Origin of the sequence: Ruminococcus sp. OA3 (assembly GCF_022440845.1) — a bacterium.
Lineage (GTDB): Bacteria > Bacillota > Clostridia > Lachnospirales > Lachnospiraceae > Ruminococcus_G.
Genome location: NZ_JAKNTO010000001.1, coordinates 4,013,585 through 4,038,411 on the forward strand (window position 1 = coordinate 4,013,585; position 24,827 = coordinate 4,038,411).

Sequence of the window (24,827 nt, forward strand, 5' to 3'; positions counted from 1 at the left end):
CTTCCTTACATATATCTCGGCCTCCATTTCAAAGTTACGTTCACCTGCCCGGAACTGAAATCAATCTGGTTAACCCCCGGTGCAAGGCACGGAAGTGACCAGAAGTCCGAGTCCTGCTTGATCACACCGTCTTCTGTTAGCAGTCCGATTTCTCCATCAAAGACAATTGATTTTTGAGCGCTTAGATTCTTTAGGATGACCACCTCATCCTTCACCTGCGATTGGTCCCTGCATACTCCAGCAATCGTCAGTTCTTCCATTGCGGTAAGTGGCGTGACTTCGAGATACAGCGGGGTATGTACAGTTCCCGTATTCTGTATCTGGATATTCGCCGTACTTTCGAACATTTCAATCACTTCTTCCCCGAATTCATACCCATAAAATGTCAGCACAAGCTTGTGAAACCTGTGGATACTGCTCTCTGTTGCGCTGCTCTTTTTTAAAATCACGCGAAATTTGTGCGTAAACCCATCGAGCGTCAGTGTCCTGGTCTCCATCAGCAAAGAAAGGACTGCCCCACGATTTGAGATGATCGCTTCCCTGTTTTCTCCTTTAACCAATAGTGTAATTTCGATCTCTTTAAATCCGGATCTGCTGCGAAAAAAAGCGGGTAACAGTCTTCCTGGTACCCACTCACTCGCATTTTCAATTTCTGAATGACCTACTTTCACGTTCCATTGTTTTGCCGAAAACTGCGCAATGTTTATGTTGTCAATTAGCATTACCGTCTCCTCCTTATTGCGCTTGCCATCTCCCGGCTGATTCCCGGCTGTAATGCCGCAGATGCACTGTCTGCGTCAAATACGATTTGCTTTTCTTCGGCCAGGTATGGAAAATAATCCCGCATAAGGGCAATCATTTCCTGCAAAAGCCCCGTCCCCGAATTCCCGGTTACCGCAGATACTTGCCCCGTCGGCATCTCCATCAGCCGATTCGCTGCATAGATTCCGGATGTATTTAAATTGTGCTGGAACTCTGCGATTGCACTTTGCTGGCCTGCAATCTGCGTTTTCGCATTTTCCACAAGCCTTGTAATCATCTCCGCAGCGCTTCGGTCTGCTATCTGTGCACCTTCCTTGATGCCTTCGCCAATCCCTTCCGCGATTGGGATACCGATCGCACGTTTAAACACTCTGGACGGGGAATGGATTTCCGCCGCATCCTGGATTGCCGCTTTTAACCCTTCGACAAATCCTTTCGCGGAGGTTTCGATTTTTTTTGAATCCGTCAGGCCGTCAAGAATTCCTTGGAGTGTATCCCCTCCAATAATTTCTCCTGCTTTTGGAAGGTCCTTGAACCCGTCGGTTAGCGAAGCTGTGGCTTTCTTTATCGCCGATTTTGTCTCTGCAGTACTTGCCTTTTTGCTGATGTTCATGACAAGATTGGAGATTGCTTCCTCTCCTGTCGTCTTCGCATGTTCTGCAAGGTATTTTAAGGCATTTGACATTCCAGCGCTTAGTGACGCGACTTCCTGATTAAATTCATCCGTCAGTTTTTTTAGTTCTTCTTTTGCATCTTTACGTAGTCCCTGAATTTGAGTGATCGTTTCTTGCCGCATTGGCTCCAACTCTTTCACAGCCTGGGACTCTGCAAGGTCGTTTTTCTGGTTCCAGAGATCGTTGTATTCCTTCAGTTGCTCTTTCGTCAGAGTATTTAAGGCATGGATAGATGCAGATGCCTCTGGTCCCATGTTTCTTAATTCTTCTAACAATCCTTCTGACAGAATGTTTTTTCCACCAAGTTCTTCTAATTGCTGTTCCCAGTCCGCAATTCCGGCAACCTGCGTTTTCAGATTATGTAATAATACTGCGCCGGAATCCGATTCGCTCTGAAATTTCTCAAACAGACCAAAAGATGAAACGATATCATTTTTTCTCTCTGTGACCGCGTCTTTGTATGCATCTTCCAGATCCTTGATATCGTCTTTTAATTGATCATTAATTTCCTTCGCATCGTCTTTAAACTGTTGCTGCCGCTCTGTAAGTTGATCATAATAGGATTCCCTGGCTTCAAAGTATTTCTGATCCGCCTCAATTCGTTCCGCTGTTCCAGTTTTAAACTGTTTACGGCAGATGTTCCAATAATCCATCTCTGCCTTTGCAGATACCTTGTAATAAGTCTTATACCCATCCAGCGCCTTGTCCTGTACGCTCGCAAGCTCCGTGATCGTGTCCTGTTTGCTCTGCAGAATCTGTGCATTTACGCTTTGCAGCTGTCCTTTTGCGTCATACCAGGCCTGTGATCCCGCTTTTAACTTTTTAATCACGGTCTCCCAGTACCACTTTTGCTGATTCAATGAGATATCATATGTAATGCTATAGTTATCAAGATACTGCCGAGCAGCCTGAAAAATTTCACTGTAATAGTCCTTGTCTGATTTTCTGTCTTTTCCAGTCCCGCGCTTTACGCCAAATTTGCTGTCAATCTTTCCCCATAAATGGTTTTCCTCAATCCGGTCCCACACTTTGGTATAGGCTTCTGTTCCATACTTTGTCTTTTTGAGGACTTCCCGCCAGTAATAATCAATATCATCAAGGCTCGTCTTATGGCTTTTTCTATAATTTGTCATCCATTTGCTGGCCGCCTGATACACCTGGCTTGAAAGCCATTCTGCTGACTTTTTGACACCTTTGACGTTATCGGTAATTCCAAACGCAACACCTCTTGAAATTTGCTTTCCTACAAGATTTCGGAATTTTTTGGATGGTGACTGAATTTCCAACTCATCTTGTGCTGCCACAAGAACCCCTTTGCAGACCTCCGTGATGCTTGACACCACGTCGCGCCTGCCGTCCGTAATTCCTTCCGCCATACCACGGGAGAGCATAACACCCACTTCATCCCGCATTTTTCTGGATGGAGACTGGATCGCCGCTGCGCTTTTCGCTGCCGCAACTGCGGATGCTGCGACATTTCCAGCAGCCTCTACCGTCATGCTTTTTCCTGCGTAAATCCCCCTCGCTATACCAGCAGACATGTTATAACCGATATTGGAAAAATCATATTGCGAAGCCCCGGCATAAGCCGATGCTGCAACATCAGTAGCGGCACCTGCGGCATTACTTGTACCCGATCGGATCCCACGAGATAACGCCAAGGCAAGTTCACGCCCCTGGTTGTAGAAAGACCGGATGGATCCGCTGACCTGATTCCTTGCAGATAACACAACATCCTGTGCCGCAGTCGATGTATTGCTCTCTGTGTTTTTCATTCCCTGTGCGGTTCCAGTATTAAACTTTTCACCTGCATCAATTCCGTTTTGTTCCAAAAGTCCGGCAAGCGCTTGCAGCGCACTTACCGCACTTCCTCCACCAGCCTGAATTCCGGAACTGATATTTTCCGGGATAGAAATGCCACTCACCGCTGCCTTCTGGCTAAGTTCAGAAAACCGGTTCTGTATAGAAGCATTTAATTTACCCGCTGCATCGCTTGCGCTTACTGCTCCGGTTGCGATCGACATGCTTAGCGCATCCATCCCCTTCACTCCACAAGCTTTTGCATCATCCGTCAACTTGATCAGCTCGTTTACTGTCAGGTCTTTGACGTTTTTCGCCGCTTCTGCAACTTCTCCGCCTCCGGACTGTAAGCCGCTCGCCTCTGCTTTTGTTGCCTTTTCTCCGACTTTCCCGGCTGCTTCAGGTATTCCAGAGTTTTCGATCTCATATACAGCATTGGCAGCTTCTTCTGCGGTTGAACTTTCCAAGTCAAGGCTTCTGCGGTAAGCTTCATTTGCCGCCTGCACCTGTTCGTCTGTCGCATTCACAAATGCCGCTAAGGTTGCCGCTCCCTCCGGCCCCATGTCAATTAATTTCTGTAGCAGACCCTTATCAATTTCCTCAGCAAACCCTCTTGATGCCCTGTTTCCTGCCGCTTGAACATTGCTGGACCATTCTTCCAGCGCCGCAACGTTCTGTTGCATATTGGATATCACTTTTTCCGTACTAACTGCTTCCTGCTTTTCAAACTCGTCAAAAAGATCGACCTGGCTTTCGATCGTATCTGCGACTTGCTGTTGATATTCCGCCACTACTTCCTTCATCTGTTCGGTTGCTGCAGTTGCTGCATCCGTCGTGGCAGTAAAGGCATCGCCGGAACCTTCTAAGGCCTCCGTTGTCTGTGCAATTCCGTCGCTTAGTTTTAAATTTTCTTCGCAAACATCAGAAAGAACCTCTCTCTCCTTATCAAAGCCTTCGATCTGTTTTTCTAAGGAATCTTCTTGTTTTTGATTTTGATTGATAACCTTCTCCAGGTTATATGCATCATACGTCAAATTAAGTTTTTCAAACTGAGCCTCATAATACTGTCCGTTAATGGTTCCGTCTTCAAGCTGTTTATTCAGCTCTTTTTGTTTTTTGATATATTCATCGTACTTTGCAGCAGCCTTACCAGCATCACTGTTCTCGTCTTGCATCTCTGCCAGTTTAATCTCTGCGTCGATCTGCTCTTTTGTAATTTCAACAAGACGTTCCTGTGCTGCTTTCGCCTGCGCATAGGCGTTCAATGCATCAATAGAGGCATAAATTTCTTCTGCATTTTTGTTAAGTGCTCCAGTTTCTTCATCAATGGTAAGATTGAGCCCCGGCATGATCGTGTTTAACTGATCCACATAACTCTTCATCACGCCCATGCCTTCGCCGGTAGTTTGATACTCTTTTGACAGGCTGAACAACTTCCCGGCAATATCATCCGCAACCTCACCCTGTGCAGCCAGCTCTGAAGTTGTGTCCTCGTATTTTTGCGCGGTATTCTTCTGACTTTCCAGCAAGTCATCCGTCTCGCGCTTCAGTTTATCACTGGATTCTGCCAGCCTGTCATTTTCATCCTTTGTATCCTTCAGAATGGAATAGAATGCCGCAAACGCACCGACCGCAACACCGACCACCGCTACTACTCGCGCAATCGGATTCATGTTCATGACTGCGTTTAAGATTCCCTGAGCCGCAGATGCGCCTTCGATAGACGTTGTCATTCGCAAAAGACCAGAAATGATATCCTTCCAAAAACTCATTTTACTAAACTTCCACGCACTGACCGCAGCACCTAGTCCCAATGCTCCAGAAATCAATACGTCCAGATGATCTTCTGCAAATTCGGCAACGTTTTTGATGACTGGAAGCAGTTTTTCCAGCTTTTCCGCAAGTTTTATTTGAATTTCCCGTCCGATTTGCGTGATCTGGCTGCTCAAGTTATCGTATTTGACTTCCCTAATCTTTTCCATTGTCCCATGAACATCTGCATAGGTATTATTTACATTATTCAGCGATGTAATTACTTTCATCGCATTATCTTCCCCAAGTGCGCTCCACGTTTCACTGGCAATAGTTAATGCCTCTTGCTGATTTTCCATGCTTGCCAAATCTGCGATTACAGACTGGAAGAGATCTTTTGTGGACGCCTGCCCGTTTTTTACTTGATAAAACAGATTCTGTGTTCCGGTCGAGAAGGAATCTAACTGCTGCTCGATTCTTCCATCTGCGAGGCTGTTTCCAAATTCCTTGACAAAGTCATTGACCTTATCAAGGTTGTAGGCACCAGAATCAAGCCCATTTTGAAGAATTGAGAACATTTCTTCTGCCGAAAACCCTGCCTGCCCCCATAGCTGTGAATACTCTGCAAGGTTTTCTACAAGTTCACCTGACCGGTTCAGTCCGTTTTGCGCGCCTTTTGCCACAAGATCAAACGCCTCCTGGCTGTCGGTTCCCATGTTGGTGATTAGTCCGTTAATGCCACGGATAGATTCATCAAGATCCATATCGAAGGTATCTCGAAGCGTAATCGCATTTTCGGAAATGTCTTTTAACTTCGACGGATCCATCTCCCCCATGTTTTGCGTCACTTTGGAGATCGTACCGGCCACATCGTCAAAGTTGTCTCCGTAATTTCCGGCATAGATTTCATTCATGACGTCTTTGTATTTTTCCATCGACGCCGTGGACACATCCATGCTGGCCTCAAGCTGGCTTGCGGCGGAGTCTGCCTCCAAGATACCGGACGCAACATAGCCGCCCATCTCCTTGAGTTTATCAATACCGTCGGTCACAAGCTTATTTGCAAAGGCACTTTCAAGTTTTTCTCCAAACTCAGCCGTAATCTCCGTGGATTTTTTGACCAGTTTTCCATATTGATCAATACTGGTCGCGCAATGGTCGGCAGAATTCTCTGCTTCTTTCATGTATTGAGCATTTTTGTCAAGCGCCTTATTCGCCCGAATGACTTGCGTTTCTGCGGTATTGAGTTTTGTCTCCCAGTCTTTTACACGGTTTCCGGCGGTCGTATAGTTATTTTCGCCTTTTTTAATCGCTGCGCTTAACTCGTCAATCTCTTTTTGCTGTGCACTTAACGCACTCTTAGAAGAGTCGGAAGATTTTTTCATATCCTCCATTTTTTTCTTTGCCTCTTCCAACCGTGTTTGTAACTCTTTAACTCCATTTCCTACCTTTTCGTAGGAATCTTGTGCGTTGCTCAGCCCTTTTTTGGTTTCTTCAACCTTCTTCTTATGGGCATCCAGCACCTTATTCAAAACTTCATGTTTTGCCTGGAGCGCTTTCAGTGAGTTTGCCTGTCCATCAAACTGCTCCTTGGTAAGCCCGAGCTGAGCTTTTAAGCTTGTCAGTTCCTTATTGACGCTTGTAACTGCACTCTTAAATTGTTTTTCTCCGTCCAACGCAATAACCGCACCGATTTTCCTTGCTCCCATTTTTCACCTCATAAAAAAATCAGGGCTGTTATACCCTGATTATTATAAAACATTATTTTTCCTTAAAAACTATTCCCATGATAATTCCGATTATTACGAAGGCAAACCCCGTGACCGGCTCTCGAAACATATGATAGATGCAACATAGCCAAAATAGTCCACCATACTTTTTCCAAAAATCTTCAACCCTTTCGTAGCGTTTTCTTTGGCCGTTCCACATTACGAAAACGCTTGTCATAAGAATCGGAGTCCCGAACATTGGAAGCCAGATGACTAAAAGCGCGCACAGAAAATACCAGCTTCCCCATAACACCCGTCTAATCTTGAACCATTGTTCCATCTATTCCACCCCCCGGATAAAATCCTCCATCATCTGTGTCAATTGCTTTGCCTGGCTTACGCCTGCACGCTGGCAGGCAACGGCAAATTCATCAACAACTGCTTTTTTCAGTTTATAGGACTTGCTGATATATCCAGCCTTTTTTTGATATTTTTCGCTTGCAATCGTCTGTGCTTTTGGGTTTCCCTTCGGCATTGTGCACCTCGTTTTTCTCTTATTATAGCATATGGTACACCACATAACAAGCATTTTAGAAAATATCATCTACGGTTACTTCTTTTTCCCGCAGCCCGTTCATATCCAGGTATTCGTTGTACAGTAGGAAAAATTTGCGCAGCGTCATGGAGAAAAGCTCCGTTTCGGTATAATTCAGGATTTTGCAGCCAATATAAAGAATGCGGGCAACGTTTAGCTGCTCAGTTGCCCGCTCTGTGTGTTTGGGATGTCATCCTCATCAACTTCCGGAAGAGATATTCCATATGCTTTTAAGACCGCCAGTGTGACGTCCTGTATATTATTATTTGTCAGCATCCATCCTACTTCCTGTTCCGTGACCTTTTTTAACGTACACTGTTCATTTTTATGCCGCTCCCGGTCAACCTCATCATTCGCCAATACCATAACCAGGTATCTCATCGTGTTCCCTGCATACCGCTTGTCCAGCAGCAGATCTATCACTTCATCCAGTGGCTTATCAAAATGTTCCTGGATATCATCAATGACGTTTAAGGTGAAGAGGAAATTCCTCTCCACCCCGTCAAGTGTAATCGGTACGCCTGTTGGCCTCAAATCCCTCATACAATCACCTCATTATTCACTTGTGATGCCAGCCTGTGTCTCCAGCCACTTTCTTGCATCCGCTTCGTTTTTAAACTCCGCCTGATCTTTCCAGTCTCCATTGTCCAGCTGGAACACATCGCCTTCAATGGTTGGGGTCTGGAAGGCAACGGTATCGCCTTTTGTGTCTGTTTCATCCGCAGGCTCTGCAAACTGTACTTTTTTCAGCCATTTTGCAAGGTAGCAAGGTTTATTATTTCTTACCACTTTTCCATAAAAACCAACACCTACAAACGGAGCAATGTCATTTGCATTTGCCAGCACTGTCTCCGGTGTAGCTGGATCAGACTCGCTTGCCGCTGTGAATTTATGGCCAAGCAGCTCGCAGTAGGTCTTGTTGGTCAGGTCGTCCACGTTCAGGGAGATCTTACCACCCTTGAAACTCTTGTCGGACTCAGCCACACCGTCATCTGCGTATAATTTCACATCATTACTTTCTGCTGTTACAGACGCTTTGATCGCCTTCGCGATTACGGCTCCTCCTGTATAAGTGCCATCTTCTCCAAGTTTCGCGTATACCGGATATTTTAACCCTACTTTTGCCATTATGATTCCTCACTTTCTTCTTCGATTTCACATTCGAAGATAATATGTCGTTTTTTTGTATCGTTTTCAATCTGTTCTGTCACTTCTGGATAAGTAAACCCTGCATCAAACAGCGCCTTCCGGATCCTGCTTTTGATGTTCAAATAGTCTTTATCCAATGGGATAAAAAGATGAATCTGCATATAAGCAACCACACACAGCGGTGCGTTGTCCGCAAAAAGGACTGCCTTATCATCCGCATAATTAAATGTGATATACCGTTTTTCGGTTCCTGTATAAAGATCCGGTTTTACTGGCATTCCAAACGGTTTTAACGCCTGGATGATTCTTGCATGAATGGTCATAACCCCACCTCGCGGTCAAACACTTCCTGTTGTTTTTTTAGTACCTTGGGTTCCGCGGTGTTCACCGCCTTTGTTAGAATTGGTCTTGCCGCCTCTCTTGATGTTCCATATTCCAAGTAAGCCAATTTCTCCATATTCCGGACTCCTTTTGCATCTTTGCCCGTTGGCCGGACAGCTGCATAATATCCATCGTTATGGGCCGTTGCACCGGTAGCCTTTATAGATGCGGCCATTGCGCCGGTATCTTTATACTTCGATACTTCTTTGCGTACTTCCTGCTCAAGGATTGGCATGCTCTCCTCAATCATTTTCGTGGCAATCTCATCAAACCGCCCCAAGTTCTCCAGGTCGCGCATCAAATCATTCATACCATCAATATCAAATCTGGCCATCCGGTCTCCTTTCGCACGATAACTGGATCATCATGCTTTTATCCTTCTGGAACGTACGTTTAATATCGTAAACAGTTCCTGTGGATTCATCCACCAGAAATCCCTCCCCATGATAATTGCAGACCGCGATTTCAATATTCTGGTCAACGGTATACCCCTTCTGGTTGGCCAGAATCAAGTCGTCCCTGGTAGCATCGGTAAAGTTTGCCGGTACGCCGCCCAGGAACTCCCATTGATCTGTATCAAACCCATTTGCGTTAGTAACGGTATGTTTTCCGACCGGAATGCTTACGCTCCCGTTCCACATGGCTCCTCACTTCCTTCCAATGTCAGGCGAAATACCTTTTGACGGTAAAGGTTCAGGTATTTGTACGTATCCGACCTGTCATTCCCCAAGTATGCCTTTACGTACAACGTTATGGCCGTCACTACCCGTGCATCGGCTTTGTCTAGGACCGCTTTAGGCACACCGGATGTTATCATATCCTCTTTACAGTCTTCAATGTAACTTTCAATGTCATCATCATACACCGTAACGGAATCAGCAATGCCGCATCGACTTTTTACCATATCAAACATCTTATCACCTACCCTTGCTGCTGCAGAAATTCTTGAATTATTTCCGCTTTGACAGTCTTCGTAATGCTATAGCCAAGCTCACCGGCCAAAGACTTAATCTGTGCGACAGTCATCGCCTGCAGGTCTTCGGCCGTATAGCTGCTGTCCAGGCTATAGCTGTTTATTCCCCCGCCGGTGTCGTTTCGTCAATGGTCAGCTCGCCATTGACAAATGCTTCCGTGTCCTTCGGCTGGCAGTCCTCGCGCTCAATCGCACGGAATAAGGTTAGGTCTTCTTCAAAAGCGTTCAGCTCACCGATTGCCGCCACGTTGGAGGTCATGATGCTCAGTTGTTTGCGGTCGAAGAACTTAATCCCCTCTTTCAGGTCGCCAATGATAAGCGGGATTTTTCTTTTTCCGGCAGTTGCAGTATCGGACGGCAGATCACTGTTTGGGATTACCACAATCGGCACGATTGTCGCGCCTGCTCTCAGCTGCAGTTTCGCCGGGTCGGACGGATTCGGCTGGAGCATATCACGGCCGTTCTGGTCCTTTAAGGTATCCAGATACTGCAGGCCGTCATCATTGGTCACAATTTTAGAAGTCGATTTAAAGGCAGAGCCCAGGGTCACATTCAGGGCTTTCTTAATATCGTCCAGTCCGGCGATCACTGTCTTTGTCTTCTGTCCGATAACGCCAAGGATGATCTTGTTCCTGGTTACCCTGGATTCATCCCCGATCCAGCTGATCAGCGTGCCGGTAACGTTGGCATCGGAATCATCAAGCAGTTCGTTGGTCACCGGAAAATATCCGGCGTATTTGTCGATCTCATAACTCATACGCTCAAACTGCGGTGTCGCTTTCGCCCCGATCTTCCCGCCCTCTCCGACTTTGGTAAATCCGGTCTGCTGAGAGCGTTTCTTGAATGTCCTGGAGCCTTTATTTGTCGTTACCGATTCTACATCCACCAGGTCAATCAAAGATGCTTTGCTTTCACGGTATTCATTGATCTTTGTCTGGATATCCTCCGGCACCGTATAGCCACCGTCAGCTGGTGCACCCTCACTCATAGAGTTCGTAACCCGAAATCCGGCTCTCGCAGCATCGGCAAACTCTTTGACCGCGTCTTTTTTCTGTACCGGCGTTGCCGTCCCGTCATTGATTTTCTGCTGCATTCCTTCCAGTGCCTGGTCTTCCAGGTCTTTCAGTAAATCAAATCTATCCTGCAGGTTTTTCAGTTCCTCTTTGGCAGTTTTTGCCTCATCCAGTTTGTCTTCTGCAGCCAGCTGCTGCACCTGCTGCTTCTTCTGGTTGATGCTGTCGAGCAGTTTTAACAATTCTTTGTTCATCTTTCTTCTCCTTTTTGATGTAATAAAAAAGACTTAAACCCCGTAAAGGTCTAAATCTTTCAGTAACTCTTGTTTTAATGTTTCTTTTTCTTCCAGTGCCTGCTTTTCTGCAAGTACTTTCTGCCGGATTTCATCCGTTAAGCGAATGCCATAAATGCCATTGGTATACTGTGGCTGGTCTGTCATGATTTCATCCACAAAACCGTATTCCAGGCACTGGTTCGCTGTCAACCAGGTCTCCCGATCCATCAACTTTAAAATTTCATCTAGTGGTTTTCCGGATTTTGCCGTATAGGCGCTTGCCATCGCAGCGTTCATCTGTTTTAAAATTTCTGCGTTTTTCTGCATATCGTGATAATCCCCGGACGCTCCGCTTATGGATACGTTATGGATCATCACTATTCCGACCGGACTGATCTTCGATTTCCCCGCCATCGCGATAACACCGGCTGCGCTTCCGGCAATGCTCTGGATCTCGATCTGTACATTCGAATGCTTTCGAAGCTCCGAATAGATTTCCTGACCCGCCATGACCGAGCCACCCCCTGAGTTTACAATAACCTCCAGCGTCTCCTCCGGCTGTGTTTCATCAATAACGCGTTTTACATCGTTTGGGCAGGTGGATTCCCAGTCAAGCCAGTCGTAGATCCATTTATCGTCATTAGAGACAATATCTCCCTTGATATCAACCTTCGCCATTTTCTTCACCTCCCTACTTCTCGTATTGTTTTCCAATCATGGTAATCGGGATATAATTTCCGTTTGCGGTTAATTCATCCCCACCTTCCTTACTCGGCAGATCAAGATAACTTCTCGCTTCGTTTCTGCTGTAAATTCCATCCTGCACGGCTCCGCGCAGAACTTCCATCTGTGATTTTGCGTCAGTTCTAAGAATTGCCTTTTCGTTGAACTTATAGAAATATCCGTCACTAATCTCTTGATCAGATTGCGCTTTCGCGTTGATCTCTTCTTCGTAGATCTTAAGCCGGTAAGACATCGTATCCACCAGAAAAGACAGCTGCTGCATCTCACTGTTCGCATAACTGGACTTTTCATAGTTGTTGATCTGGTTCGGTTTGATACCGAGTGCCCCGGCGATCTGTAATGCGGAATATTTCTTTAGTTCAAAAAACTGCGCATCAGTCAGGTTCATTTTCAAGGGCGTCAAAGTAAGACCGACCGGAACCGGTATAACTTTCCCTGCATTCTTCGGTCCGGAAAGTGCATCTGCAAACTTCTTCTGCAGCGCTTTGCGCTTTACTTCCTCCAGGTCTCCTGTGTACTGCATGGCCATACTCGCTGTCAGCCCTTGTTTGTAGAGCTTATTCATAAAGCTTTGGCTTTCCGCAGCACCATCTATCGTTTCTTCCAGAATTGCCCGCACCGGTTTCCCCATGATCCCATCAAAGCTGTCCCATGTCTTGAAATGCATGACCTCGTCGCTCTTGAATAGGTACTGTTGCCCGGTCTTTGGGTCATTATACCGATAGTACAGTTTCCCTTTTCCACCAAATATTCCGGCGTCGTCCATGAAAACATCCACATAATTGCTCTGCATCGGCCAGATATCAAGCGGAACATAGTCTCCGCCGTATGCACCGTGTCGGTTGTATACGCGCCGGATCCAAAGATACCCATTTCCGTAATGCTGACAGTTCATTTCCGTAGTGCTCCACAGAGTCGTCGGTGTCATGATCTCGTTCGGGCGAACCGTCAAAAGGCTTGTCATGGGTGTCGGGTCTGCCCGGATCCTCCCCTGTTCTGTGCTCTGATAATATTTCAGCGGCAGCTTCCCCATTGTTTCGCTGAGCATCTTTAAGCAGGTATAATACGTGACCTCGCTTAAGATATTCTTTTTCACACCGGAAATCCCCAGCCACTCCAGCAGTTCCTGCTCATTTAAGTCTGCTACCGGCCGCGTTAAGGCACTGACCGCGTTTTTAATTCGTGTTGTTATCTTCATCGTCACCAGTCACTTTCTAAAAATTCATCAATTGCTTCCAGATAGCTGGATGTGAATTCATGGTACAGCGCCAGCTTAAAGGCGCACAATACGGCATCCACCGGGTCGATCCGTCTTGCAGTCGCATCTTTATCGATCTTGATTAGTCCCTGATTCTGCCGGATCACCGCATTGCTCATGGCAAAATTAAGCACCGGGTTATAGGTATACAGTACGTTCCTGCTGTAGACCTGTTCCCGGAATCCCTGCGTTGATTCATTCAGGGATTTATGACTCTGAAAAACCTCCTCCACCACGTATCCCTCATCTGACAGGTCCATCATCAGCTTGCTGGCGTTCGCCGGGTCAAAGCACATGCATTCAATCTGCCAGTCCTGCGCGTTGCAGGTCTGCAGCACATATTGCATGACTGCATTCTGGTCAACGATCGGCGTATTGGTCACTGTAAGGAATCCCATCCGCTCCCAGGCATCGTAGTCTACTTTGTCTTTTGCTTTCCGTTCGGCCAGCTTTTCCCGGTTCGGGATGAAAGAGTGTGAATACACGATGTATTTCACGATCTCTTTCCCGGTCTGGTCAAATTCTCCGGATAAAAACGGGATGATAAACGCTGCCGACGTTAGGTCGATCTTAGCTGACATATCGAAACCTACATAGACGCTCATTCCTTTGGTGTTGATCGGGATTTTATCCACCTGGCAGGCTTTCCATTTCGCCATATCCATGTAGCCGTTTTCCTTTGCCTGTACCCAGATGTTCATGCACTTTGTAAGAAATGACGTCATATGCTCCGGAATCTCTTTTGCGATCTGGTATTCGCCGCGGATCTTATCGACACCCTCCGGGTATGACATCCGTATGGGATTTGCTTTTATCCAGTTTTTTTCATTTGCCAGCTTGTCAATGGGTTCATAATCTTCCGGATCCAGCTCGAGGATATCAATCATGTACTCGTCGTTCTCTACATCCGTATTCGGATCAAGAACCTTGGAACAATACGTATACTCTGTCACATAGCAGGGATAGGTCAAGTCTTTCCCTGCCGTCGTGATGATCATCAGCAGGTATTCCTTCGTGTTGGAGCCCAGCCCCAGATCATAAAATTCTGTCGTTGGATGCTGGTGGTACTCATCGATCACGAGTACGGCCGGGTTGGTCCCGTCCCCTTTTCTCCCGTCCTCTGCACTAAGTGCTTTCATGTAGCTCCCTGTCTTGATGTGGATAATGGCATCCCGGGTAATCTTGAATTTTGTCCGCAACGGAGATCCTTTCAGCATCAGTCCCGCTTCGTTGAATACAATCTTCGACTGGTCACGTTTCACACCTGCGGTGTAGATCTCATACATCTCCTGATTTTTTGTGGACATAACAGAAAGCTCATAAAGTGCAACACCTGCCTCCTCCTGGCTTTTGGCGTTCTTACGAGCTACCTCTGTGAATGATTTTTTAAACCGCTTATACCCTGTCTTTTTATGTTTCCACCCGTAGATCTGGCATAAACGGAACTTTTGCCACAGTGTCAGGTGGATGGGTTGCCCTGACAGGACTCCCTTCGAGTGCCTGAGAAGCGCAAACCAATCCACGATATTTTGCGCCGCCTCCTCATTCCAGGAGTACGGGAATTCCTCGTTTCCCATCTGCTCCACGTCACGTAACAACCGCATGCAGGCCCACTTGTGTTTCTTATTGCTGATGATCTTCCCGTCAATGCAGTCCTTGGCATATGAGATCAGCTCCATCAGTATCGACATCTTAGATCTCTCCAAACTTCATCCGTACCCTGTCTTCCGTTGTATTTATTTTGACCGCTGCTGCTTTCAGCCGCGCATCGATCGTCAGCCCGCAAAGAGCGGCGAACCGGCGCATTTCTTCTGCGTAGCTGCGCTGGATATCAACCATCGGGTTCTTTACAACAATTATGCCGGTGCGAGTCTCACGATCAATATAAAATGCCTGATCCTTCAGGATATCTGTTGCTTTCACATAATTTGCGAAGGCATTGCAATACCCTCCCAAGTTGTTCCGATCCAGATTCCCAATCAGGCTGATCTTTTCCAACTCCTTTACAACCCGGCGCCATTCTTTCTTTGCAACGTCATCAATCAGCCAGATTGGAGGGCGTTTCAGCTGATTTTTGTCAGTCATAACGCTTTCTTCTTCCATTCTGCGTTTTTGCCCGTTTACAACGGTCAGATTCCCTTTTTGCATTTCAATTGGCTTTCTCGGCCTTGGCATATCAGCCCCTCCTTTCCAACTTTTTTGTCATTTTTAGAATTTTGCGTAAGGTGTGGAGGACGTGCGGTCGGGAGGGTTTTTCTGAAAACTTTTTAACCCGCCCCTACCCTTCGCTTGCTTTCAATTTTCCCCGATATTCCCGAAGCATTTCCTGCAACTGATTCACGGTTTTGTCCTTATCCTGCTTGTACATCTGTTCGATCATACTGTGCGTATCATGATGCAGGCTCATCAGGTTGTCAACATCATTTCTCTTCTCCCAGTTATCCTTCAGGGGGATAATGTGATGCACGGTATCCGCTGCCATGATCTTCCCAGAAGTCATATACAGGTATACGTCAATTCCTTCGTCAGCTTCAAGACCTGCCGCTCTTGCATGCTCCCACTCTTTGCTGTCATAGAATTGTTTTGTCCTACGATCTCTGGATAATCTGTCATACTCTTTATGACGCTGTGTATGACAGCTGCACCTGCTTCCGCTTGGTATCCTCTTACCACACCTGCTACAGCGTTTGAACATCGGCATGCCGACCGCCTCGCTTTCTGCAATCAAAAAGAGATGACCGAAGTCACCTCTTATTCGTTTAGAAAAAGCACCTACCCATTACTGGATAGATGCCTGTATCGTAAATATTGAATCGACGTTATTTATTTCCTACCTGCTGCAGCAATGCCTCCTGCAACACTTTAGAGAAGTTGATTCCCTGTTCCTCTGCCTTTTCATTCAGCCAATAAGGTATCGTACAGTTTTTCTTTACCGCTCTGTTTTTCATTCGATTTCTGTATGCAGTAAAGTCCACGTCAACATACGTTAAAAGACCATCTGAATAATCGAAATCCTCATCAACATCTTTTGCAGCTTTCATTACAGCAGCTTCTTTTGTGGACGGTTCTGGTAAGATTTGTTTGTCATCTTCCAGATCCATCCCCTTTAAACCAATAGCATCTCTTGCCATTGCAATCGCATCCGGTAAATCCTGTCCCTCTGTGTAAAGCTCCATATCAGGAACATACACCAGATAATCTTTACCACTTTGTTTAATAAAAACTGGATATGCTTTTTTCATCTCTATACTCCTTTCACAACCTGAGAGGAGGGGATTTATTTCAATCCCCATTTTTTCAGGATTTTTTTTGCCGTTATCTCGTTGATTTCGGTATGTCTTGGAACCTGCTCCGTGTCACTTCCCCTTTTGTAGGTATCATGATTTCCGCCGTGTTCCTTGAATTCAAATCCTGCCTCCTCAAGCTTTTTGATTAAGATTCGTCGCTTCAATATTACCTCCTCCTTATGATTATATTATACGCATTTTATACGTATTTGTCAATGGGATTTGATAATAAATCCAGTTTTAACAGTGAAAAAAGAGCCTGCCCGGAGGCGTGGCCCTTTTTCTTTTTTTAATCATAAGTTGATTTTCATCACAGTGCTGTTGTTGTGTGCAGATAATTTACAGGTATTTAGTTTATTCCCTAATGTACCAGTATTTATCTTTGTTCTCATGCCTTCATTTTCTTCTGTAACTCCACATTTTTTATAAAGTTTTTGAATCTCCTCGCTTGTTATCAGTGCCATAGATATTTCCTCCTATAACGTACAGTAACACAAATTTTTAAAAAATTCAAGCTCCGCTGAAATGGGCTATATATGCTTTGTTATCGTGATTTTCAATTATCTTGATAACATCAGAATTTGTCAACGTAATCATGTATGAATGATGTACACTTAAAATAAGATCTTGCAATGATGGCTCATCCTCCATCTGGCTTATTTTAAGACCGATATTTCTACAAAACTCAAGGCTTAAATGTCTACCATGATTTTTTGAGTTATTATGCTCATTCAATTTCGACACAATTCTACTAATGACTTCCCGATCAGATTCAAAGTTTGCATCGAACATGCAACTTCCCAACCATTCCTCTAATAACTTTCCTGATAACTCTATGGCGTCAATTGCGGATTTCATGAAAGCCGCTGGATATTGTTGCAATTTAATTGCCCAATATTGGGCATTTTCTGGATGTTCCGCTAAATCTGCTTTTGCTTCCTCAAATTCCATTTTAATATTATATGCTGGAATCCCATTGAATTGAGGGTCAATTGGCCCTAAACTTGATTGACGCCCCATTATAATTTCTTTTGCTGAGCAAGCTATCATTGTTCCTGCTGACATAGCAAGTTGTGGAACAATCACTCTAATGTCATTATTGAACTTATCTCTTAAATAATTCACTATAGTTTCCGCCGCCGTTGGAGATCCCCCGGGTGTATGTAAGATCAAATCCAATCCCAAGGAACAATCCATCCCCCTGACTGCATTCATAAACCCCGTCATATCAATGTCCGCAATCTCAATACCATCTGCACTCTTAGTAAGAAAGGACGAATAATACGCAATTGTATTTCGTTTTGTATATTCTGAAAGTTGTCTAAGATACTTTGTCCTTACATAATCATATTGCGACTTTGTCGAATGTACCTCATCCAGTATTTCATTCCATCCAGGCATTTTTATACCCTCCGCACATATTTTCTTTTATTCTACACCAAATATTTCCATTTTTCAACAAAAACGCCCCATATTTCTACAGGACGCCTTGGAAAAATTGTATTTTGGGGGAGATCAGCGACCAACACAGATAATGCCAGCCGCTGAAAATCGGAACACCGGGAATCGAACCCGGTACATCACGGAATCATCCGGTTACTCTACAAATGAGCTATATTCCGAATAAGACCCGGGGTCCGAAGATCACCCGGGTACGTTCTGTGTTTATGTGACATAGGAATGCTCGGTATATAATGTGCCTACCCCATTCTGGGACCCAGTCACATATCCTGCAGGTGCCTACTGCCTATTGTGCAGCGGCGAAACAACCACCGACCGGTGAAGACCGGCGGTCGTAAAGGAAGTTTTTAATGGCCGTGAACTCTTTTCATTTCGTCCATGCTATCATAGTAGCACAGTTAAAACGAAAAAAACGAAATTACTTTTCATCTCTCAGAAATAAATTATGCGCCATCCTGCAGCTATCAGCCGTATGTTTTCCGCCCATCCGGTGAGCCACCCGCACCCAGCTTAGACCATCAATGTACCGGTATCTGATAATCCTCCTGATCCTGCTGTCCTCTATGGATTGTATGTATTTCTCGACTTCTATCAGCATTTGCAATAACTTGTCATCCAATAACTTTAGTTGCATCTTATACGTCTTAAGTGCCGACCTTTTTTTATCATACTCAGGGATCGGGATTCCTTTGATCGTCCTGGTCCCCAGTGGCTTCTTGCCCTTCTTCCCGCATGTCACGGAGTCTGCGACCATGTACCCGCTCATCTCCATGTTCAGAAGCTTATCACTGACCGACTGTATCCGACGCACCATATCCCGTTCTTCCTGTTGCAAGTCTGTGTATTGCTCAAGGATATGCTTTTCCAATGGTATCACCTCCCCAGTTAGTCATTTACATCACGACGCCACGAATATTCTCCTATACACCCCAGATTTCCGCCATTCATACTACATTCACTGCAATCTTTTTCTATCCCATCATCCATCAATTTCGCACATTCTTCATAATCCTTCTTCATCCTCGCTGTCAATGGAACTTTAATAAATTCCGCCACCGCTATCACCTCCTTAGACTGATCACCCTATTACTCGGACGCTTCTGCCCCGCCTGCCTGCGCATAAACTTATCACACGCATCCGGGCGGCAGCCACGGCTTTGACCAACAATGCCTATGTAATCACAAGTCACCAAGCTGATATTATCTATACTCCCGCTATATCCGTATCGGTTGGAGTAGACACAGTGCAGGCACTTTTCACGCTTAATTTCGTTAATCTCCTGTGCTGTCAATTCCCGCCATGGCTTCGTAATAGTTTTTAACCTCTTTGACCGTGGAATGTGATTCCGCCCCCTTCTCAGTTATGATATTTCCGCCGTAAGTTCTCACCCGTCGGTTGTGATGGGCGGTATAAGCAGACAAATAGGTCATATAATTCTCATTCATAGCTCATCTCCCTCCACATATCGTTCAAATCTTCTATTTGGGGTGACAGTAGCACCGCCGCCAGTAACACAATCCCGATACCGGTGATAATACCTGTCATGTATTTCAGCATATTTTCTCCTCCCATTTTGTACATATGTCTCTTCTAAACATCTTTTAGTCAAACTGATGCCTTGTGTTTGATTGATATTTTTCATACTCTTCAGTAGTAATCACCCCCTCTTCAAGCATCCTCTTTAGTTGTCGGCTAACTTTATACTCCATTCCAATACCAAGTTTATCCATTGCATTATGCTGCATTGCGATTTGAATTGACATAACCGCCACATCTACCATCTCCAACCATAGATTTTCGCTCGGCTCAGACGTAAGAATTAATTCTCGCAGTAATTCGTGGACCTCCTCGATAGCTTTTACCCACTGATGTTTCTTGCTATACTTCTCGGAGATCAGGCGTATCTTATCGATCAGCGTAGGCTCCACATATTCAATCTCAATCATCTTTCCCTCCGATCTGCTGTATGAGCTTCTGGTATTGGTTGGCTTTCTCCGCAGATTCTTTCTGCCTCTGTGACTGCCGCAGCCGTTCCCGCTCTTTCGCACAGGACATAACCCGTATGTTAAAATCCCGGATCCCCTGATCCCATTTCTCCCAGAGGTCCTTCCAGTATGGCCGGGTAAGTTCGTCCCACTTCTCCCATTCCTCTTGTTTAATGGAGTTGTTTTTCGCCTCCATGGGCATCCGCCTGCGCAGCCTGCTGACTGTCGCTTCACAGACCCCAACGCTTGCTGCAATCTTCCGGTTCGTATACCCTTGTTCCACCATACGGCAGACCTGCTGTTTTATCTCCATGGATATCGGTTTTCCACTCGGCAAATGCCACACCCCCTATTTCCCCAACAACTGCCTCTCCAGCTCCGAGTAATCATACGCTCTTTGATGGAAGTTGTTGAATTTGTTGTTCCCCGGCTTCTTTTTGCTCTTGGTTGCATCCTCTGTGATCCACCTGCGGATTATGCCCGCATGGTTCGCATTTTTATACCGCCCGTTCTCCTCAATATAGCGGTCAAGCCTCTCCACGTACTCATCAATGACCGGCTTTCCAAAATCATTAACAAGTTGATCAAACCCAACCGGTTCGATTTTGATGTGCTGGTGTGCCCCCATCCTTACCTTCTTTTCATTCTTATCATTCTTTTCCTTATTGTTTGTTTCTTTCGGTGTTCTTTCCGTGTTCTTCCGGTGTTCTTTTGCTGTTCTTTTCCCTGTTTTTTCTGCAACTTCCAGGATCGTCTCAAACCCCTGGTATTTCTCGTAATTCAGGATTTTCAGGGTGGTTTTTTTCGTGTCACTGTTTTGGGCCAGCATTTCAACCTTTTCCAGTTCGTTTAAAAACTTTGTCAGCTTGGTGATCGACCACCCCCACCGCTCGGAAAGCTTCCGTTTGCTCGTAATAAAACTGCCCCTTTCCACGCTGATATAAGTACTGTCAAAAAGAAATTCCTTGTCCATATGGTTTGCCAGCATGATCAGGTCAACCCAGGCCTGCCCCCTCGTAAACGGCTTGTCCTGCCAAAGGTCCGTCTCCATTACGCTCCGGTACAGTTTCACCCATCCTGCCGCCATTTAATCACCCGCTTCCTGGTTTCTCAGATATTCCTTCAGTTCCCGGTACAAGATGTTTTCTATCAGCTGCCCGCTGTATTTCCAGCACGCAAACTGGAAGACCATGTTGTAGCGTGCCCCCCACGCCAAAATGCTTGCCAGGAGAGATTTTGAGGGAAGTCGGCTGTCATAGGACCCGTTAAATACCTGCGACCACCCGACATCATTGCGGGTTTCCTTCGGGTCCGGATGTTCCGTCAGGAGGTATAGCCGCGCCTCCCTCTGGCGGGCCCACTCAAACTCTTTCTCAAACCGCTTCCGCTGTGTCCCAAAGCACATGCAGAGTTCTTCGATATCCTGTTTGCGCTCTACCGAAACATGCGAAGAGAAGTCCAGGACGTCTCCGCCCGGAAGCGTACACTCACAGGAATAATCCCCAAATTCCAGCTTCTGCCGGCGGTATGGGAATTGGAACTGCCGGATGCGGTGGTAGTACCGGGGGGTGGGCTGCTCCCGTGTATCCACGAGAACAACCATAGTCTTCATGATCTCATTGATCTCAAGTTCTGTATAATTCCCCATATCCTCCCCCTAGTTAAACGGCAGTTCTTCGCAGGCCCCGTCCGGGATGCTCATAAAACCATCGGGATCGGTTGCCGGCTGCCACTGCTGCCGCCCTGCTTTTAATGGCTTATCTTCCGGTATTTGATACCGCCCTTCCCGGATGGCCGTGGTTTCCCGGAAGCTTTGGCACTTCGTGCTCCAGCCGGTCCCGTTCCCATTTGCTTTCTCATACGCTTCCCTTCCAAAAATCCCCCCTACCAGGCGGTGCCGCAGGTTATCGCAGAACGTGTCACCCCAGATCACCCGGAACCCCGGGTTGGATGCCTCAACCGCATCCAGGAACGTCTTAAGCCCACGGTTGGTCTTCCCTTCCGCATCCAAGACCAGCTGGTAAACCGTACAGGGCCATTTTTTATCCTCCCTGGTATTCTCAGAAAACTCCTTTTGAAACTTGCCCTGGTATTCCCCCTCGGCAATATCCAGTGCAATCTGGAGCATGTCCTTTCCTTTTTTGCTCCTAGTCTCAATCACCTGGACAATCCGGCACACATAGCCGCCGGCCGGCAAGGCTTCATACTCCCCATAGGGTTTGGTTGTCTCATAATCATTTGGTTTCTGCATTCTGTAATTCCTCCATTTCGTAATAGTTTCGGATTGCCTGGTCCACCAGCCACAGGTCATTTGGGATTTTGACACTCTCGAACATTTCTTCCGGTGACTTGCTCACCGCCCCATCCAGCGCCTGCGTTACAAACAGGTAATCATCGCCCTCCTTCACGCTGCGCAGGACAATCGTAAACATGCCCTCGATGCAGACTTTTTCATCCAGCATCTTCCCTATCGTTTTGGGCCGTACATCACCCGCCTCATTTTTATCCTCGTGCATGATAAAGTAGACGATCTTGTCGCCCGGCAGCTTGTTGATGGTGAACTGGATCAGGTTCCAGTAGTAATCGCCCAGGTCATTATAGAGGCTAAACACCCCATTCCCGCCCCCCGTATTTGCATGGCACCTCATAAAATGGTTTGTGATCAGGTACCCCGCGTCATCGATGACGATGGATTTTGCCCTGGACGCCAACAGGCATTTCATGACCTGCTGGTAATCATCCGTAAACCACCCGTCAATCTTCCCCCGAAACGGCAATGGTTTGTTTAATACGCGGATCAGGTTAACGTCTTTACCCACACAGCTTTTTATGCTCCGGCTTTTTCCCGTCCCGGAGCGCCCGATAATTAATACTGGTATCGCCATCAGCTCTCCTCCTTCATGATCTGGTTGATTGCCTGGATGCTCCTTAAATAATTCAATATGTTCCTGGACGTGTAGTTTTCATAGATGGGTTCCTTGTCCACATAGGATAGCGCCGTGTCCAAAAGCGCCAACAGGCGTTCTCTCCGCTGCTCCATATCATTCATCCTGTGTGCTCCTTTCTAATCGATTTGATATAATCCGACAGACAGTCGTCGCAAATGATAAGACCATTTAATTTTGTTTTAAAATCCCCATCATGCCAATCATCACACTCGTAGATGTAACCATGACACCAGTCACACTCTATGTGAGGGCGTTCTGCCAGCTCCTCTTGCCGTTCTGATTCTTTCTCCGCATCCAGCACGGGATTGTTCGAATAGAACATTGCATTTTCCTCCCCAGATTGTTATAATTTAATTGTTATTTTTATTGTTGAGTCCCCAAGCTTTGGTCGGTGCGGGGACTCTTTTCTTCGCATCTTCGGTAGTCAATTGTGTATCCATATTTCAGCGCAAATTTCATTTTTTCGTCGTATTTAATCACACCGCTGATCGCCCCTAAGGTTATATATGGATTATCCTCTTTATGATCCAGTTCCTCTTGTACGCAAGCGATAACGTTTTTCAACACTTCGTTTTCCAACTTCAGCTGTTCCATTTTTGTCATGATGCAGCCTCCTCTCTTCGATCCACGTCCACACCGCCGCGACCGCCAGCCCCAGCCCTATGCAGCAGATCAGCTGCTCGGGGATCGTCTCATACCATCCGGTAAGGTCTACCGCTATGTACGCAGCCAGTGTGGATGTGATAAGTTTCTGCTTCAATCGTCCTTTCCTCCCATTGCATAAATTTTAACTTTAACACCGACCACACGTGCCCGATCAGCTTCGCTAAATTTTAAATAATCCATTATTTTTAAGGTTTCTGACAATTTAAAATTACGCGGCGATTGCCTGCGCTTATATAACACCTGATCAGATACGCCAATCGCTTTTGCAACATCTGAATTTTTTTTGTTATGAAGATCCATGTAATATTTGGCAAGAGAAACAAACAGCTCTGCTCTCTCTTTTGTTGGATCTCTGACTAAATTTTGTTTTGACATGTGTTACACCTCCTTGATTTTATTTACTTTTTCTTCTATTTCTCCTATAATTTATATACAGGCGTTGCAGCGCCGATTATGAACGATAGGAGGAATTTTTAATGAAAGTACTGCCCGATTGTGTTGATAATGCTATCAAAAATGTTACTGATGAACCGACTCGAAATGTGGGTTCTACCCTTGCTGATTGTTGGCTTCTTGTTTTCGGAGGCATATCGAAGGCTGCCAGAAAACGAGAGATCAAATACACGCATGACCTTGAAATTTATGAAAATGAATTAACTAACTCCATCTCTAAAATTCCTATTGAGAGACAGATTGAGCCAACTATCCAAGTCACTGCTCAAGCGCTTGAAAATTCAAAATTTTGCGTATCCGAAAAAGAGCTTCGTGAACTTTTCGTGAACCTTATTTCAAGTTCGATGGATTCTGCCTATAATCCATCTGTACACCCATGTTTCGCGGAAATTATTAAGCAAATGAGTCCTCTCGATGCCAAAATACTTAAAGAATTTCCTTTAAAAGACGTTGTTGCCATCGTAGATTACATTAAAGAAGACACTAGGAGCCGCTCATTTTCCGTAGCCTTGGAAAACGTTTTTATTTCTTCATTTAAAGATTATGATATATTTCAAACTAGTGCATCAATATCATCATTAATCAGGTTGGGTATAATTGATGCTACTAAAACCGATAAAATACCTGACAAAGATTTTTATGATCCATTTACACAAACAGATTTCTTTAAAGAGTTTTCACAGGAAACAAAACGTCATTCCCCGTTTGAAATAGCAAAAACCAGAAATTATTGTGCTAAGCTTACCCCTCTCGGTCAAAATTTTTTTCGTGCATGCGTTGCTCCAAAATATTAGAAACAAACTTTTTTGTCATATCGCACATGATCGCTACATGGTCATCTACAATTTTATAATAGTAGGTGACCAATATTTTTGTTGTTATCGCCGACACAATACTTGAAACTATCACACATACCAAAAACATCCTCATCTCTCACATCA

General features: G+C 45.5%; 33 protein-coding genes. 1 reads left to right on the plus strand and 32 read right to left on the minus strand.

Annotation, left to right across the window (positions count from 1 at the left end; genetic code table 11):
- Nucleotides 1-5: 5 nt before the first annotated feature.
- The 32 genes from MCG98_RS18495 to MCG98_RS18650 all read right to left on the minus strand — a co-directional run bounded on the left by MCG98_RS18495 (nucleotide 6) and on the right by MCG98_RS18650 (nucleotide 23,808).
- Nucleotides 6-722 (minus strand): phage tail family protein, encoded by a 717-nt coding sequence (locus MCG98_RS18495; protein ID WP_240303323.1) that lies wholly within the window; start codon nucleotides 720-722, stop codon nucleotides 6-8.
- Complete coding sequence (locus MCG98_RS18500) at nucleotides 722-6,697, minus strand: phage tail tape measure protein (protein WP_240303324.1); 5,976 nt, start codon at nucleotides 6,695-6,697, stop codon at nucleotides 722-724. Before MCG98_RS18500 ends, MCG98_RS18495 begins: the two co-directional genes overlap by 1 nt.
- Before the next feature lie 340 nt (nucleotides 6,698-7,037).
- Complete coding sequence (locus tag MCG98_RS18505; RefSeq protein ID WP_240303325.1) at nucleotides 7,038-7,232, minus strand: chemotaxis protein; 195 nt, start codon at nucleotides 7,230-7,232, stop codon at nucleotides 7,038-7,040.
- Nucleotides 7,233-7,445: 213 nt separating this feature from the next.
- The gene (locus MCG98_RS18510; protein ID WP_240303326.1) at nucleotides 7,446-7,835 is read right to left on the minus strand and encodes a hypothetical protein; all 390 of its coding nucleotides are present in this window, start codon (nucleotides 7,833-7,835) and stop codon (nucleotides 7,446-7,448) included.
- Between the two features lie 12 nt (nucleotides 7,836-7,847).
- A complete protein-coding gene (locus MCG98_RS18515) occupies nucleotides 7,848-8,420 on the minus strand; it encodes a major tail protein (protein WP_240303327.1) in 573 nt (190 codons plus the stop codon).
- Entirely contained in the window at nucleotides 8,420-8,764 is a 345-nt protein-coding gene (locus tag MCG98_RS18520) for a phage tail protein (protein ID WP_240303328.1), read from the minus strand. The genes MCG98_RS18515 and MCG98_RS18520 overlap by 1 nt, the downstream gene beginning before the upstream one ends.
- Nucleotides 8,761-9,156: an HK97-gp10 family putative phage morphogenesis protein gene (locus MCG98_RS18525; protein WP_240303329.1), complete on the minus strand. Its 396-nt coding sequence runs from the start codon at nucleotides 9,154-9,156 to the stop codon at nucleotides 8,761-8,763. Before MCG98_RS18525 ends, MCG98_RS18520 begins: the two co-directional genes overlap by 4 nt.
- The gene (locus tag MCG98_RS18530; protein ID WP_240303330.1) at nucleotides 9,143-9,463 is read right to left on the minus strand and encodes a hypothetical protein; all 321 of its coding nucleotides are present in this window, start codon (nucleotides 9,461-9,463) and stop codon (nucleotides 9,143-9,145) included. Before MCG98_RS18530 ends, MCG98_RS18525 begins: the two co-directional genes overlap by 14 nt.
- Nucleotides 9,445-9,726 carry a hypothetical protein gene (locus MCG98_RS18535; RefSeq protein ID WP_240303331.1) on the minus strand — a complete coding sequence of 94 codons (282 nt, stop codon included), beginning with the start codon at nucleotides 9,724-9,726 and terminating at the stop codon, nucleotides 9,445-9,447. The genes MCG98_RS18530 and MCG98_RS18535 overlap by 19 nt, the downstream gene beginning before the upstream one ends.
- Nucleotides 9,727-9,895: 169 nt before the next feature.
- Nucleotides 9,896-11,062: a phage major capsid protein gene (locus MCG98_RS18540; protein WP_240303332.1), complete on the minus strand. Its 1,167-nt coding sequence runs from the start codon at nucleotides 11,060-11,062 to the stop codon at nucleotides 9,896-9,898.
- A gap of 33 nt (nucleotides 11,063-11,095) precedes the next feature.
- Entirely contained in the window at nucleotides 11,096-11,761 is a 666-nt protein-coding gene (locus MCG98_RS18545) for a head maturation protease, ClpP-related (RefSeq protein WP_240303333.1), read from the minus strand.
- Between the two features lie 13 nt (nucleotides 11,762-11,774).
- Complete coding sequence (locus MCG98_RS18550) at nucleotides 11,775-13,025, minus strand: phage portal protein (RefSeq protein WP_240303334.1); 1,251 nt, start codon at nucleotides 13,023-13,025, stop codon at nucleotides 11,775-11,777.
- A 2-nt stretch (nucleotides 13,026-13,027) separates the two neighbouring features.
- On the minus strand, nucleotides 13,028-14,776 hold the full coding sequence (locus tag MCG98_RS18555) for a terminase TerL endonuclease subunit (protein WP_240303335.1): 1,749 nt from the start codon (nucleotides 14,774-14,776) through the stop codon (nucleotides 13,028-13,030).
- 1 nt (nucleotide 14,777) lies between these two features.
- Nucleotides 14,778-15,260: a phage terminase small subunit P27 family gene (locus MCG98_RS18560; protein ID WP_240303336.1), complete on the minus strand. Its 483-nt coding sequence runs from the start codon at nucleotides 15,258-15,260 to the stop codon at nucleotides 14,778-14,780.
- 103 nt (nucleotides 15,261-15,363) lie between these two features.
- Nucleotides 15,364-15,786 carry an HNH endonuclease gene (locus tag MCG98_RS18565; RefSeq protein WP_240303337.1) on the minus strand — a complete coding sequence of 141 codons (423 nt, stop codon included), beginning with the start codon at nucleotides 15,784-15,786 and terminating at the stop codon, nucleotides 15,364-15,366.
- Nucleotides 15,787-15,904: 118 nt separating this feature from the next.
- Nucleotides 15,905-16,327, minus strand: a complete 423-nt coding sequence (locus MCG98_RS18570; RefSeq protein ID WP_240303338.1) for a type II toxin-antitoxin system HicB family antitoxin — start codon at nucleotides 16,325-16,327, stop codon at nucleotides 15,905-15,907.
- Nucleotides 16,328-16,362: 35 nt separating this feature from the next.
- Nucleotides 16,363-16,536 carry a type II toxin-antitoxin system HicA family toxin gene (locus MCG98_RS18575; protein WP_240303339.1) on the minus strand — a complete coding sequence of 58 codons (174 nt, stop codon included), beginning with the start codon at nucleotides 16,534-16,536 and terminating at the stop codon, nucleotides 16,363-16,365.
- Between the two features lie 129 nt (nucleotides 16,537-16,665).
- Entirely contained in the window at nucleotides 16,666-16,836 is a 171-nt protein-coding gene (locus MCG98_RS18580; RefSeq protein ID WP_240303340.1) for a hypothetical protein, read from the minus strand.
- A 46-nt stretch (nucleotides 16,837-16,882) separates the two neighbouring features.
- Nucleotides 16,883-17,773, minus strand: coding sequence for a serine protease (locus MCG98_RS18585; protein ID WP_240303341.1), 891 nt, complete (start codon nucleotides 17,771-17,773; stop codon nucleotides 16,883-16,885).
- A 478-nt stretch (nucleotides 17,774-18,251) separates the two neighbouring features.
- Nucleotides 18,252-18,701, minus strand: coding sequence for a hypothetical protein (locus MCG98_RS18590; protein ID WP_240303342.1), 450 nt, complete (start codon nucleotides 18,699-18,701; stop codon nucleotides 18,252-18,254).
- Between the two features lie 17 nt (nucleotides 18,702-18,718).
- On the minus strand, nucleotides 18,719-18,889 hold the full coding sequence (locus tag MCG98_RS18595; protein ID WP_240303343.1) for a hypothetical protein: 171 nt from the start codon (nucleotides 18,887-18,889) through the stop codon (nucleotides 18,719-18,721).
- Between the two features lie 216 nt (nucleotides 18,890-19,105).
- A complete protein-coding gene (locus MCG98_RS18600) occupies nucleotides 19,106-19,279 on the minus strand; it encodes a hypothetical protein (RefSeq protein ID WP_240303344.1) in 174 nt (57 codons plus the stop codon).
- A gap of 156 nt (nucleotides 19,280-19,435) precedes the next feature.
- A complete protein-coding gene (locus MCG98_RS18605) occupies nucleotides 19,436-19,780 on the minus strand; it encodes an SHOCT domain-containing protein (protein WP_240303345.1) in 345 nt (114 codons plus the stop codon).
- Complete coding sequence (locus MCG98_RS18610) at nucleotides 19,773-20,156, minus strand: helix-turn-helix domain-containing protein (protein WP_240303346.1); 384 nt, start codon at nucleotides 20,154-20,156, stop codon at nucleotides 19,773-19,775. The genes MCG98_RS18605 and MCG98_RS18610 overlap by 8 nt, the downstream gene beginning before the upstream one ends.
- A 12-nt stretch (nucleotides 20,157-20,168) precedes the next feature.
- On the minus strand, nucleotides 20,169-20,906 hold the full coding sequence (locus tag MCG98_RS18615; protein WP_240302981.1) for a hypothetical protein: 738 nt from the start codon (nucleotides 20,904-20,906) through the stop codon (nucleotides 20,169-20,171).
- Nucleotides 20,907-21,467, minus strand: a complete 561-nt coding sequence (locus MCG98_RS18620; RefSeq protein WP_240303347.1) for an ERCC4 domain-containing protein — start codon at nucleotides 21,465-21,467, stop codon at nucleotides 20,907-20,909. It lies immediately after the preceding gene.
- A gap of 9 nt (nucleotides 21,468-21,476) precedes the next feature.
- Nucleotides 21,477-22,070, minus strand: a complete 594-nt coding sequence (locus MCG98_RS18625) for a DUF669 domain-containing protein (protein WP_240302983.1) — start codon at nucleotides 22,068-22,070, stop codon at nucleotides 21,477-21,479.
- Nucleotides 22,054-22,704, minus strand: coding sequence for an ATP-binding protein (locus tag MCG98_RS18630; protein ID WP_240303348.1), 651 nt, complete (start codon nucleotides 22,702-22,704; stop codon nucleotides 22,054-22,056). The genes MCG98_RS18625 and MCG98_RS18630 overlap by 17 nt, the downstream gene beginning before the upstream one ends.
- Entirely contained in the window at nucleotides 22,704-22,868 is a 165-nt protein-coding gene (locus MCG98_RS18635) for a hypothetical protein (protein ID WP_240303349.1), read from the minus strand. Before MCG98_RS18635 ends, MCG98_RS18630 begins: the two co-directional genes overlap by 1 nt.
- Nucleotides 22,865-23,089 (minus strand): cysteine-rich small domain-containing protein, encoded by a 225-nt coding sequence (locus MCG98_RS18640; protein ID WP_240303350.1) that lies wholly within the window; start codon nucleotides 23,087-23,089, stop codon nucleotides 22,865-22,867. The genes MCG98_RS18635 and MCG98_RS18640 overlap by 4 nt, the downstream gene beginning before the upstream one ends.
- Before the next feature lie 198 nt (nucleotides 23,090-23,287).
- Nucleotides 23,288-23,527 carry a hypothetical protein gene (locus MCG98_RS18645; RefSeq protein WP_240303351.1) on the minus strand — a complete coding sequence of 80 codons (240 nt, stop codon included), beginning with the start codon at nucleotides 23,525-23,527 and terminating at the stop codon, nucleotides 23,288-23,290.
- A complete protein-coding gene (locus tag MCG98_RS18650) occupies nucleotides 23,524-23,808 on the minus strand; it encodes a hypothetical protein (RefSeq protein WP_240303352.1) in 285 nt (94 codons plus the stop codon). Before MCG98_RS18650 ends, MCG98_RS18645 begins: the two co-directional genes overlap by 4 nt.
- Nucleotides 23,809-23,909: 101 nt before the next feature.
- Between MCG98_RS18650 and MCG98_RS18655 the strand changes: the two genes are divergently transcribed.
- The gene (locus MCG98_RS18655) at nucleotides 23,910-24,680 is read left to right on the plus strand and encodes a DUF4393 domain-containing protein (protein ID WP_240303353.1); all 771 of its coding nucleotides are present in this window, start codon (nucleotides 23,910-23,912) and stop codon (nucleotides 24,678-24,680) included.
- The last annotated feature ends 147 nt before the right edge of the window (nucleotides 24,681-24,827 follow it).